The organism is Caballeronia terrestris (assembly GCF_001544515.1).
GTDB classification, from domain to species: Bacteria; Pseudomonadota; Gammaproteobacteria; order Burkholderiales; family Burkholderiaceae; genus Caballeronia; species Caballeronia terrestris.
The window spans coordinates 1-12,745 of sequence record NZ_FCOL02000001.1; the positions used below are offsets into that span (position 1 = coordinate 1).

The following is a 12,745-nucleotide window of genomic DNA, read 5'->3' on the forward strand; positions in this document are numbered from 1 at the left end:
CAACTCCAACACGATCAACGTGTTCTGAGCTGACTAAAACCATCCACACCATAAACGCAAGGAGCACCACCATGTCGTCAATCATGATCCAGGACCTCGCCCACAGCAAGGAACTCGACCGTCACGCGATGTCGTCGGTTCACGGCGGCGCATCGCTCGCGCAAGGCGGCTTCGGCCCGTTCGCGAATGTCAACGTCAACGTCAACCAGAACATCCAGCAATTCCAGAATGTTCAGGTCAGCGCGCTGAACAACAGCATCATCGGACCGGGATTCGTCGCGCCGCGATTCGATGTCAGCCCGCAGCAGTTCGCCGATGCGAGCGCCGCCATCCGGCTTTAAGAGCGCCTGAGCGATGGACGCCGCGCGCGTCCATCGCTCCCTCGCATTGTGACCGGACGTGGGGTCGCGCCGGTCACAATCGCGGACGGATTGCCTATACTGGGTGCGTAAAGTGTCGACGTCCGTCCGCTTCGCCGCGTGACGCGCCGTCACGCGTTTCGACTCCGTACCTTCAGGAAAAAGTCATGGCCGTCATCGTCATCAAGGATCTTGCGGACAGTCTGGTCCTCGACAGGGAAGCAATGACCGCAATCGTCGGCGGTTCGAGAACGGGCGCGCATCCGGGATTTCGCGCCCGCCCGCACGCGAGCGGAAACCGGCTGTTCAATTACCCGGGTGTCTCCGTGCCGACAATCCAGACCGAGCGTCCCGGGCCGTTTCGAAAGAAACTGGTTTCGAAGTAATCGTCAGTTAGTCACGCAGGACTGTGGCGGCGGGAGGAGCATCTGAAAGGATGCGCCTTGAGCCGCCTTTTGGTGTTGGGGGTTTGGGCGGCTAGCGGCGACTCTGGCCGCGTTGATGGCTTTGGCGGCTTGCGGCTGTCGACCCGCGACCGCGGCTGGCGGCTGGCGGCTGGCGGCTGGCGGCTGGCGGCTGGCGGCTGGCGGCTGGCGGCTGGCGGCTGGCGGCTGCGACTGCGGCTTGGCGGCTGCGGCTGCGGCTGCGGCTGCGGCTGCGGCTGCGGCTGCGGCTTGGCGGCCCGGGCCGAGTTCGCTGCGTTATCGCCGTTCGCACTTCGCCGCAGGCGCAACTCAACGCGAAACCGACGCCTCCGCCACCCCCGCCAGCCCGCCGATCGACCGCGCGCTGCGCTTCACGAGCTTCGCCCGCACCGCTTCGCGCGCTTCGCTTTCGAGTTCCAGCAGATAGCGCGTCTTCCCCGCGACCACCGCGCCGACGGGCACGCCATCGCGGAACAGCACGCGATTTCCCGGCGGCGCGGGCACCTTCTCCCCCGGCAAAAGCGTGCCGACGAGATTCAGCGGATCGACGGCGCTCACCGCGACGAATGTCCCGTCGAGCGGACGCTTGCGCATCTCGCGCAGGAGCGGGACGGCTTCCGGAAGCGCGAACTGCTCGCCCGCGAGCCCCGCGACGAAGCGTCCGCCACGAATCTCGCCGCGCGCTTCCAGCCGATGAAATACCCGCAGCAAATCGCGCCACGGCGGCAGCCAGCCGGCTTCGCGTTCGAGCAGCCGCCAGAACACGACGCCGTAGCGGCGCAGCAGCACCATCGCCGCGTGTTCGACGGGGTCTGAAGCGGCTTCCGCGCCTTGAGGCTGAACACGCCGCAGCAGCGCCCAGCGCCCCGCATCGTCCATTCCGCCGATGAACATGCCGCCCCTTCGCGGCCGCCGGCTGAACGCGTTGCGCCTCGCCGCCGGCGCGAGCAGCGCGCGCAGGCCCGCGAAGCTGTCCGCGTTGACAAGCCCGAGCGCGACCAGTTCGCCAAGCGCCGTTTCCAGCTCGGTGCGCAAGAGGCGCGCGTCGGCGAGCAGTTGGTCGAAGAACATCGCGCCGTGGGTTTTCAGCGCGTCGTGGACGACTTGCGCCCGCGACGACATCTCCGGCGCCTCGTCCGGCCGCATCAGCGCGCCCCACGCGGCGAGGTTGCGGCGCGGCAAGAGGACGATCGGCGTGCCGCGCACCGGGCCGCCCGCCGCGCGCGAGCGTCCGCCCGGCCGGCTCCAGACAATCTTCCCCGAGCGCGTGGCTTCGTCGAGCCAATAGCCTGAATAATCCGCGACGCGCGCCGGCAGGATTTCCTCCTCCCAAGCGACTGCGGGCGCCTCGAAACCTTCGAGTTGCTCGACGACCGACATCAGCGCGTCGCGACCTTCTGCGCGCGTATCGGCGGCGAGATGCTGCCATTCGAAGAGAAAGCGCATGAAAACCTGCCGCTCGACCGGTTCGATCTCGCGCCGCAGCCGCCGCACGGTGTATCGATGGATGCGCGCGAGCAGATGCCGCTCGCACCATTCGTCGCCGGTGGCGCCGGGTGAGAAGCGGCCGCGCATCACGTAGCCTTCCGCTTCGAGCCGCGTCAGCGCGAGCGCCATGGACGATGCCGGCAGCGCCAGCGCCCGCGCGATCACCGGCACCGTCAGCGGGCCGAACCCCGAAAGCCGCGCGCGGACGATTTCGACCAAGGCGTCGTCCTCGGTCCATGCTTCGGTGAAACCGGCGGGCGGCGTGAGCGGCGGATGCATCGGCGCCTGCGGATAGACGGCGCGCATGCACATCAGGCGCTCGACCGGCACCCACAGCGCGTCGTCTTGCGCGATCGAAAGACGCGTCGCGCGGCCCGACTGCGCGAGCGCGTCGAGCCACGCGGGCCAGCCGTCGTTCGCCTCTGCCTCGGCGGCGCTCACGCACGCGAGGCTCACCAGCGCTTCGTGCATCTCGTCCGGTCCGCGCACGGCGGGCCACGCCTCCTCGCGCACGCCGTCGATGGCGTCGGCGTCGAGCGCGCCGAGATCGTCCGCGGATTCGGGATCGCGGAAGCGCCGCGCGAGCACCGCCTGCGTACGGCGTTCTTCGAGCGGCGCATCGTCGAGAAAAGCGTACGGACGCGCCGACAAAATCTCCGCCGCGAGCGGCGACGGCGCCGGCAGGTCGCGGGTCACGAGCCGCACTTCGCCGCGCTCGATGCGGCGCAGCACCGCGAGCCATTGCTCGCTGTCCATCGCGTCATGCAGACAATCGTCGATGGTTTGCTCGACGAGCGGATGCTGCGGCACCTCGCGCTCGCCCACGACGTTCTCCAGACACGCGACCTGATCCGGAAAGATCGTCGCGAGCAGGTCTTCGCTTTTCATGCGCTGCAACTGCGGCGCGACCTTGCGCCCGCCCGCGTAGCGCGGCAGCGCGAGCGCGTTGGTCGCATTCCAGCGCCAGCGCACGCCGAAGAGCGGCGCGTCGAGCAGCGCCTGGATCAAAACGTGTTCGGCGGTGTTCGAGCGCAGATAGCGCCACACTTCATCGAGTTCGAAGCTGTGCGCGCTCGTCAAGGACAAAACGATCGCGTCCTCGGTCGCCGCCGCCTGCAGTTCGAAGTTGAACGTGCGGCAAAACCGCTTGCGCAGCGCGAGGCCCCACGCGCGATTCACCCGGCTGCCGAACGGCGCGTGGATCACGAGCTGCGTGCCGCCGGATTCATCGAAGAAGCGCTCCATCACGAGCGTGTCCTGCGTCGGGAGCACGGTCAGCGCCGCGCGAGCGCGCGCCAGATAGTCGACGATCTGCCGCGCGGCTTCGTCGTCGATGCCGGTTTCGAGCGCGAGCGCGCGGATTGCCGCGTGCGTGTCGTGCCGCGCGCCAAGCGAGGTGTCGATCTGCGCGCGCATCCGGGCGATCGCGTAGGAAAGCTCGTCGCTGCGGCCCGGCGCCTCGCCGAGCCAGAACGGGATGTTCGGCGGCTGGCCATTCGCGTTCTCCACGCGCACGCGCCCGCCTTCGATCCGCTGAATCCGGTACGACGTATTGCCCAACTGAAAGATGTCTCCCGCGAGGCTTTCGACCGCGAAGTCCTCGTTGACCGTACCGATCTGCAGGCCCTGCGGCTCCAGCAGCACGGCAAAGTCGGCGTTGTCGGGAATCGCGCCGCCCGAGGTGACCGCCGTGAGCTTGCCGCCGCGCCGTCCGCGCAGCGTCCGGCTGACCGCGTCGCGATGCACATACGCGCCGCGCGGACCGTGGCGGCTCGTAAAGCCCTCGGCGAGCGTGCGCACGACGGCATCGAACTTCTCGCGCGCGAGCGTCGCGTACGGAAACGCGCGGCGAAAGCGTTCGTAGAGCGCGTCCTCGCTCCATTCGCGGCACGACACCTCCGCCGTGATCTGCTGCGCGAGCACGTCGAGCGGCGCGCGCGGGACGTGCAGCGCATCGAGTTCGCCGCGCCGCACGCAGTCGAGAAGCGCCGCGCATTCGATCAGATCGTCGCGCGAAGTCGGAAAAAGCCGCCCTTTCGGCATGCCGCCGACGTGATGCCCCGAGCGCCCGACGCGCTGCAAGAATCCGCCGATCGATCCCGGCGAGCCGATCTGGCAGACGAGTTCCACATCGCCGATATCGATGCCGAGTTCCAGCGAAGCCGTCGCGATCAGCACGCGCAGTTCGCCGCGCTTGAGCCGCTGCTCCGCGTCCAGCCGATGCTCGCGCGCGAGACTGCCGTGGTGCGCCGCCACCGCGCTCTTGCCCAGGCGATCGGTCAGATGGCGCGCGGCGCGCTCAGCCATGCGCCGCGTGTTGACGAAGACGAGCGTCGTGCGATGCTGCGCGACGAGGTCGGCGAGGCGGTCGTAGACGCGCTCCCACATGTCGTTCGACATGATCGCTTCGAGCGGCATCGGCGGGAGATCGAGCGCGAGATCGCGCGCGCGGACGTGCCCGACATCGACGATTTCGCACGAATTGCCCACGCCCACGAGAAACTGCGCGACGAGTTCGATCGGCTTCTGCGTCGCGGACAAACCGATGCGCACCGGTGGTGCGGCGCAGAGCGCGTCGAGCCGTTCGAGACTCAGCGAAAGATGCGCGCCGCGCTTGGTGCCGGCCACCGCGTGAATTTCGTCGACGATCACGGTGCGCGTCGTGGACAGCATCGCGCGGCCCGAATCGGAACCCAGCAGCACGTAGAGCGATTCCGGCGTCGTCACGAGAATATGCGGCGCGCGCTTGCGCACGGCGGCGCGCTCCTTTTGCGTGGTGTCGCCAGTGCGCACGGCGGCGCGGATTTCGAGTTCCGGCAGGCCGAGCTGCGCGAGTTCGCCCGAAATGCTCGCGAGCGGCTCCTGCAGGTTCACGCGGATATCGTTCGAGAGCGCCTTCAGAGGCGAAATGTAGAGGATGTGCGTCTCGTCGGGCAGCGCGCCGCCGCGCTCGATGCCTTCGCGCACGAGTTCGTCGATGGCGGCAAGGAACGCGGTCAGCGTCTTGCCGGAGCCGGTCGGCGCCGCGACGAGCGTCGAGCGACGCGCGCGGATCAGCGGCCAGGCGCGCGCCTGCGCGCCGGTCGCGCCGGGAAACGTGCGGCCGAACCAGTTGACGACGGCGGGATGAAAGCCCGCGAGCGCCTCGGCGAGTGGCGGATTGTCGGTCATGACTTATTTTAAGAGGCGGACGGAATTCGCGTGCGGCGGCATGCAGCTGTCTTGCGCGCTGTCATGAAACCGACGCGCCGTTTGAGCGATGCTGATGCGGCAAGGCCGCCGGCCATATCTGCAGAGGTGAGGCCGATGGGCACATAATCAACCGCACATTGAAGCCCAGGCGCCTTCCGTTTCCGAAGGCATGCGCAAGCGGCGATCCTCAACCCACAGGAGAGGCAATTGAACGAAGACGCATCGCAAGGCCCGCTTTCCGCCGACGATTTCCGCAAGCTCGACGCCTACTGGCGCGCGTGCAACTACCTTTCGGTCGGCATGATCTATCTGCGCGCGAATCCGCTACTGCGCGAGCCACTCAAGCCTGAGCACATCAAGCGGCGCCTGCTCGGCCACTGGGGATCGGACCCCGGACAATCGTTCACGTGGGTCCATCTGAACCGCCTGATCATCCGTGACGATCTAAACGTCATGTTCGTCTCCGGCCCCGGTCACGGCGCGCCCGCGACGCTTTCGAATTCGTATCTCGAAGGCTATTACTCCGAGGTCTATCCCGACCGCAGCGACGACGAAGCGGGCATGCTCAGGCTCTTCCGGCTCTTTTCATCGCCGGGCGGGATCGGCTCGCACTGCACGCCCGAAACGCCCGGCTCGATTCACGAAGGCGGCGAGTTGGGCTACAGCCTCTCGCATGCGTTCGGCGCCGCGTTCGACAACCCGGACCTGATCGTCACGACGATGGTCGGCGACGGCGAAGCGGAAACCGGACCGCTCGCCACGTCCTGGCATTCGAACAAGTTCCTGAACCCGGTACAGGACGGCGCCGTGCTGCCGATCCTGCATCTGAACGGCTACAAGATCGCCAATCCGACGATCCTCGCTCGCATCCCGCATGAGGAACTGGAAGCGCTCTTCGTCGGCTACGGATACAAGCCGTATTTCGTCGAAGGGCACGATCCGCAAGAGATGCATCAGAAGATGGCTGCGACGCTGGAACGATGCATCGGCGAGATACGAGCGATCCAGCAGCATGCGCGCGCGAACAACGACACGACGCGTCCGCGCTGGCCGATGATCGTGCTGCGCTCGCCGAAAGGCTGGACGGGGCCGAAGGAAGTCGACGGCCACAAGGTCGAGGACTTCTGGCGCTCGCATCAGGTGCCGGTGCTCGATCCGGCGACCAATCGCAAGAGCCTGCAGATGCTCGAAAGCTGGATGCGCAGCTACAAGCCCGAAGAACTTTTCGATGCCGATGGCCGGTTGATCGGCGAACTTCGCGAGATCGCGCCCAAAGGCGAGCGCCGCATCAGCGCAAATCCGCACGCGAACGGCGGGCGTCTGCGTCGCGCGCTGCATCTGCCGGACATCCGCGACTACGCGTTCGACGTGAAAGGCCCGGCCACGACGTATCAATCGCCGACCGCGGTGCTCGCGACGTTCCTGCGCGACGTGATCCGCAACAACATGACGAACTTCAAGCTCTTCGGCCCCGACGAGACCGCGAGCAACAAGCTCGACGGTGTGTACGAGGCGTCGGGCAAACGCTGGATCGCGGAGACGAAGCCCGAAGACAGTGACGGCGGCGCGCTCGCGCCCGACGGCCGCGTGATGGAGATGCTCTCCGAGCACACGCTGGAGGGCTGGTTCGAAGGCTACGTTTTAACCGGCCGACATGGCCTCTTCGCGACCTACGAAGCGTTCGTGCATGTGATCGATTCGATGTTCAACCAGCATGCGAAGTGGCTCGAAAAAGCGAAGAAGGAACTCGACTGGCGCGCGCCGATTCCATCGATCAACCTGCTGATCACGTCGCTCGTGTGGCGGCAGGATCACAACGGCTTCACGCATCAGGACCCGGGCTTTCTCGATGTCGTGACGAACAAGAGTCCCGAGGTGGTGCGTATTTACTTGCCGCCCGATGCGAACTGCTTGTTGAGCGTGGCCGATCACTGCCTGCGCTCGCAGGACTACGTGAACGTGATCGTCGCGGACAAGCAGCCGCATCTGCAATACCTCAACATGCAGGACGCGATCGTGCATTGCACGAAGGGCATCGGCATCTGGGACTGGGCATCGACCGATGAAGGCCACGAGCCGGATGTCGTGATGGCCTGCGCCGGCGACATCGCGACGATGGAATCGCTCGCCGCCGTCGAGATGCTGAAGCAGCAGTTCCCTGATCTGAAGATCCGCTTCGTGAACGTGGTCGATATCTTCCGTCTGATGCCCGATACCGACCATCCGCACGGTCTTTCAGAGCGCGATTTCGATTCGCTCTTCACGCGCGACAAACCGGTCATCTTCAACTTCCACTCGTATCCGACGCTCGTTCACAAGCTCACGTACAACCGCACGAATCACGAGAACATCCACGTTCACGGCTATCGCGAGCGGGGCAACATCAACACGCCGTTCGAACTCGCGATCATCAACGGCGTGGACCGCTATACGCTCGCCATCGACGTGATCGATCGCGTGCCGCGTCTGCGGGATACCGGCGCGCACGCGAAGAACTGGCTGCACGATCAGGTGATCGAGAGCGTGGGCTATGCGCATGCGGAAGGCATCGATCGCGATGAGATTCGGGATTGGACGTGGAAGGCGTGACGCCCCGCATCTCGCGCGGGGGGTCTTCGATTACTCCGCGCGCTCTTTCTGCCTGAGCGATTCCGGCAAGCCGAACATCAGGATCAGCGCGCACACCACGCTCATGCAACCGATCGCATAGAGCGCGGGTGTCGTGCTGCCCGTGAGGTCGCGGATGCGTCCCACCATCACCGGACTCACGATGCCGCCGAGCTGCCCGAGCGTGTTGATCAACGCGATACCGCCCGCAGCGCCCGCGCCCGTCAGGAGCTTCGGCGGCAACGCCCAGAACGCCGGGATCGCTGCAACGACACCCGCGCCCATCACACCCAGCGCGACGATGAGCAGTGTCGTCTGCTTGTCGAACAGGCCGGCTGCGAAGAATCCAACCGCCGCCATCAGCAACAGACCGCACACGAACTTGCGGCGTTCACCGGAGTTATCCGACATGCGGCCGACCACGACCATGCAAATCGCCCCGCACACGTACGGCACGGCGGTAAGAAGACCGATGATCGTCGGATTGTTCGTGCCTGCGGCGCGGATCAAATGCGGCGCCCAGAAGTTGAGCCCATACGACGCAACCTGAATCAGGAAGTAGATCAATCCGAGCGTCAGAAAGCCAGGCGTCTTGATCGCGCCGAAGAGCGAATGCCCGCCGGGCGCCGGCTTGCTTTGCGAAGCAATCTGGCTCTTCAAAAACGTCTTCTCCGAAGCACTGAGCCAGCCCGCATCCTCGATGCGATCCTTGAGCACCTTCAGCACGAGAATCCCGAGCGCCACGCAAGGCAAGCCGCCGAGGAGAAAGAGCCAGTGCCATCCCGGCATGCCGAGCACACCGTTCATGTGCCCGAGCACGAGACCCGACAGCGGCGCGCCAACCAGCCCCGAGAACGCCGACGCGAGAAACAGGAGCGACGTGATGCGCCCGCGATAGCTCGCCGGGAACCACAGCGTGAGGTAATACAGCACGCCGGGTGCGAAGCCCGCCTCCATCGCGCCGATGATGAAACGCAGCCCGTAGAACTGCCATTCGTTATTGACGAAGACCATCATCGTCGTGGCGAGTCCCCACGAAATCATGATGCGCGCGATCCACTTGCGCGCGCCGACCTTGTAGAGCATCAGGTTGCTTGGAACCTCGAAGAGCACGTAGCCGATCACGAAGAGACTCGCGCCGAGTCCATAGGCGGTATCGCTGAAACCGAGATCGCTTTGCAGCTGGAACTTCGCGAAGCTGATGTTGATGCGGTCGAAGAACGCAAACAGATAGCAAAGCATGATGAGCGGCATCAGCCGCCACGCCACCTTGCGGATGATGTCGGCCGTGTTCTCCTTGGCTGACGGATGACTTGCCGCCGATACTGCGCCCAGATCGCTCATGATCGTCTCCACGCCGGACTGGCCTTGAGCCGTCCGGTCGAATGTGTGTTGATGAGGTTTGAAAAATGTCAGATGGTGCGGACGTAATCCGGTGCCGCATGCAGGTCGCAATTGCGTCCCGCCTTGGCGAGCTGGCCGGGCACGTCGTGCCCGACGAGCGCGGGCAACGCGCGCGAGAGTTCGATCAGCTTCGGCAAATCGATGCCGGTCGGAATGCTCATCTCGTCGCACAGGTTCACGAGGTCTTCGGTGCAGATGTTGCCCGATGCACCGGGCGCGAACGGACATCCACCGAGACCGCCAAGCGCCGCATCGAAGCGTCGCGCGCCGGCATCGTAGGCGGCGAGCACGTTCGCGAGACCCAGGCCGCGCGTGTTGTGAAAGTGCAGCGTGAGCGCGTCGGCACTCACACGTTCGAGCACGCGCGCGACGAGCCGCGCGACCTGTCGCGGATTCGCCATGCCGGTCGTGTCGGCGAGCGTGATGCCCTGCATGCCCATCTCGCGATACGTATCGACGATATCGAGCACGCGCGCCTCGTCGATGCGTCCTTCGAACGGGCAGCCGAACGCCGTCGCGACGGTCGCGTTGAGGCTCACCGTGGCGCCCTTCACGAGGCGCACGATATCGCCGAAGCCCGCGAGCGATGCCTCGCAACTCATGCGCATGTTCGCGCGGTTGTGCGTCTGACTCGCGGACATCACGAGGTTGAGTTCGTCGGCGTGAGCGGCGAGCGCGCGCTCGGCGCCCTTCGCGTTCGGGATCAGCGCGACGTAGATTACGCCCGGACGGCGGCCGATGCGGTTGAAGACTTCGTCGCCGTCGCGCAATGCGGGGATCGCCTTGGGCGACACGAACGAACCCGCTTCGATGCGCGTGAAGCCGCACGCGGAGAGGTTGTCGATCAGCGCGACCTTGTCGTCGGTCTCGACCCACGTCGGCTCGATCTGCAAGCCGTCGCGCGGCGCCACTTCCTGAACGATCAGTCGATGCGAATAGTCACGGCTCATTGCACCGCTCCTTCGGCGCGCAGGCGCTCGACGTCGGTTGCATCGAAGCCGAGCGAAGCCAGCACGTCGCTCGTGTGTTCGCCGAGCGTCGGGCCTTGCCAGTGGACTTCGCCCGGTGTATCGGAGAGCTTCGGCACGATGCCCGGCATCTTCACCGACGCCCCGCCCGGCAGACTCGCGTTCAAGAGCATCTGGCGCGCCTGGTAGTGCGGATCGGCAACGATGTCCGCCACTGAATAGATGCGCCCCGAAGGCACTTCCTCGCGTTCGAGAATGGCGAGCACGTCGTCGATCGAATGATGCGTGGTCCACGCGGTGATCGCCTCGTCGAGCATCGCGCTTTGCAGCGCGCGGCCGTCGTTGCGGGCGAGCGCGGGATCGTCGGCGAGATCGGGGCGGCCGATCACATGCATCAGCCGCTTATAGATCGGATCGCTGTTGCCCGCGATCACGACGAAGCCGCCGTCCTCCGTGCGATACGTGTTCGACGGCGCGATGCCCGGCAGCGCGCCGCCGCTCCTTTCGCGCACATGGCCGAGCAGGTCGTATTCGGGCACGAGGCTTTCCATCAGGTTGAAGACGCTCTCGACGAGCGAGACATCGACCACTTGCCCTTCGCCCTGCCCGGTCTTCACGCGCAGCACCGACATCAGCGCGCCGATCACGCCGTGCAGCGACGCGAGCGAATCGCCGAGACTCACGCCGACGCGCGCCGGCAGGCCTTCTTCGTCGCCCGTCGTATAGCGGATGCCGCCCATCGCCTCGCCGATCGCGCCGAAGCCCGGCCGGTCGCGATACGGACCCGACTGGCCGTAGCCGGAGATGCGTACCATCGTGAGCTTCGGGTTGATCGCGTGCAGCACGTCCCAGCCGATGCCGAGCTTTTCCAGCGCACCCGGCCGCAGGTTTTCGATGACGATGTCGGCATCCGCTGCGAGTTTCTTCACGACATCGATGCCATCGGGCGACTTCAGGTTCACGCACACCGATTTCTTGTTGCGCGACTGGAGATACCACCAGAGCGACGTCCCTTCATGCAGCTTTCGCCATTTGCGAAGGGGATCGCCCGTATTGGGCGCCTCGATCTTGATGACTTCCGCACCGAATTCCGCGAGCATGCGCGCGGCAAATGGCGCGGCGATCAGCGTTCCGATCTCGATGACCTTGATGCCCTGAAGGGGTCCGCTCATGGTGCCTGTCTCCTTTATGTACCGAATTGGTTTGCCATGGGAGCAGACTAAGAGCGGCGCGCGGCGGTGTCCAACCGCATTTCGGCAAGGACCGTTCGCAGATCGCGAACGCTCTTGTCAGGCGGCATTCGCCTCGACGGTGCGCAGGTGGTCGAACAGCAGGCGGCTGACGGGCGAGAGCGCGCTTTCGTCGCGTACGACGATGATGAGACTGCGTTCGGCCCAGTCTTCGTCGAGCGTCACGGCGGTGAGGCCGAGCGGGCGGCCGAGCGCCCGAAATACGTCGAACGGCAGGACGCCCACGCCCATGCCGGCCTGCACCATGCGGCAGACGGCATCGAAGCCGGGCACGTGGATGCGTAGCCGGAGCGCACGGCCCGCCTGCCGCGCGGCGAGATGCGTGCGCATGTTGATCGAGCTTGCCGAGTGCAGGCCGACGTGGTCACTATCGAGCGTTTCCGCGAAGCGAATGCGTTCGCGGTTCGCGAGCGCGTGGTCGCTGCGCATCACGATCACGAGGCGGTCGTGGCGATAGTGGGTCGCCTGGAGGCCGCGCGTGTCGGCATCGCCGGAACAGATGCCGAGGTCCGCGAGACTGTCCGCCACCGCCTCGATGATGCCGCCGCTCGGCCGCTCCTCCAGGTCGATCTTGATCTGATCGTGGACCGAGAGGAACGCGCGCAGGTCTTCCGGCAGGAACTCGACGATTGCGGAGAGGTTTGCCATCATCCGCACGTAGCCGCGCACGCCGGTCGCGTGCTCGGCCAGTTCGATGCCGATGTTCTCGATGTCACGCAACACGCGGCGCGCGTGGTGCAGCAGCGTCTCGCCGGCGGGCGTGAGGTCCATGCCGCGCGCCTTGCGCTCGAAGAGGACAGCGCCGACGGCCTGTTCCAGTTCGAGCAGCCGCTTGCTCGCTGCGGAGACCGCGATCGCCTCGCGCTCCGCTGCGCGTGTCAGGGTGCCTTCCTCGAAAATCGCGAGGAAGAGTTGCAGTGTCGTGAGGTCGAGGCGGCGGAGGAGGTTTTTGGCGGGCATGGGGATATTGTGACTTGAATGCGGCGAGCGGCCGTGTATACGATTTGCGTCGTGTTCACGTTACGTATACACGCGATAAAACCTGAAGAAAC

8 protein-coding genes are annotated in these 12,745 nt (G+C 65.7%); 3 read left to right on the top strand and 5 right to left on the bottom strand.

The window, feature by feature from the left end; translation table 11 throughout:
- Positions 1-71 precede the first annotated feature (71 nt).
- The gene (locus tag AWB67_RS00005) at positions 72-341 is read left to right on the top strand and encodes a hypothetical protein (protein WP_087654182.1); all 270 of its coding nucleotides are present in this window, start codon (positions 72-74) and stop codon (positions 339-341) included.
- A gap of 185 nt (positions 342-526) precedes the next feature.
- Entirely contained in the window at positions 527-745 is a 219-nt protein-coding gene (locus AWB67_RS00010) for a hypothetical protein (protein WP_087654183.1), read from the top strand.
- A 348-nt stretch (positions 746-1,093) separates the two neighbouring features.
- On the opposite strand, the gene AWB67_RS00020 is transcribed toward AWB67_RS00010, so the two are convergent.
- A complete protein-coding gene (locus AWB67_RS00020) occupies positions 1,094-5,443 on the bottom strand; it encodes a DEAD/DEAH box helicase (RefSeq protein WP_087654184.1) in 4,350 nt (1,449 codons plus the stop codon).
- A 228-nt stretch (positions 5,444-5,671) separates the two neighbouring features.
- Here AWB67_RS00020 and AWB67_RS00025 point away from each other — a divergent pair, with 228 nt between their 5' ends.
- Positions 5,672-8,053 carry a phosphoketolase family protein gene (locus tag AWB67_RS00025; protein ID WP_087654185.1) on the top strand — a complete coding sequence of 794 codons (2,382 nt, stop codon included), beginning with the start codon at positions 5,672-5,674 and terminating at the stop codon, positions 8,051-8,053.
- Positions 8,054-8,083: 30 nt separating this feature from the next.
- On the opposite strand, the gene AWB67_RS00030 is transcribed toward AWB67_RS00025, so the two are convergent.
- The 4 genes from AWB67_RS00030 to AWB67_RS00045 all read right to left on the bottom strand — a co-directional run bounded on the left by AWB67_RS00030 (position 8,084) and on the right by AWB67_RS00045 (position 12,653).
- Positions 8,084-9,415, bottom strand: coding sequence for an MFS transporter (locus AWB67_RS00030; RefSeq protein WP_087654186.1), 1,332 nt, complete (start codon positions 9,413-9,415; stop codon positions 8,084-8,086).
- Positions 9,416-9,483: 68 nt separating this feature from the next.
- Entirely contained in the window at positions 9,484-10,425 is a 942-nt protein-coding gene (locus tag AWB67_RS00035; RefSeq protein ID WP_087654187.1) for a hydroxymethylglutaryl-CoA lyase, read from the bottom strand.
- The gene (locus tag AWB67_RS00040; RefSeq protein WP_087654188.1) at positions 10,422-11,615 is read right to left on the bottom strand and encodes a CaiB/BaiF CoA transferase family protein; all 1,194 of its coding nucleotides are present in this window, start codon (positions 11,613-11,615) and stop codon (positions 10,422-10,424) included. The genes AWB67_RS00035 and AWB67_RS00040 overlap by 4 nt, the downstream gene beginning before the upstream one ends.
- A 117-nt stretch (positions 11,616-11,732) precedes the next feature.
- On the bottom strand, positions 11,733-12,653 hold the full coding sequence (locus tag AWB67_RS00045; RefSeq protein WP_087654189.1) for a LysR family transcriptional regulator: 921 nt from the start codon (positions 12,651-12,653) through the stop codon (positions 11,733-11,735).
- Positions 12,654-12,745: the final 92 nt, after the last annotated feature.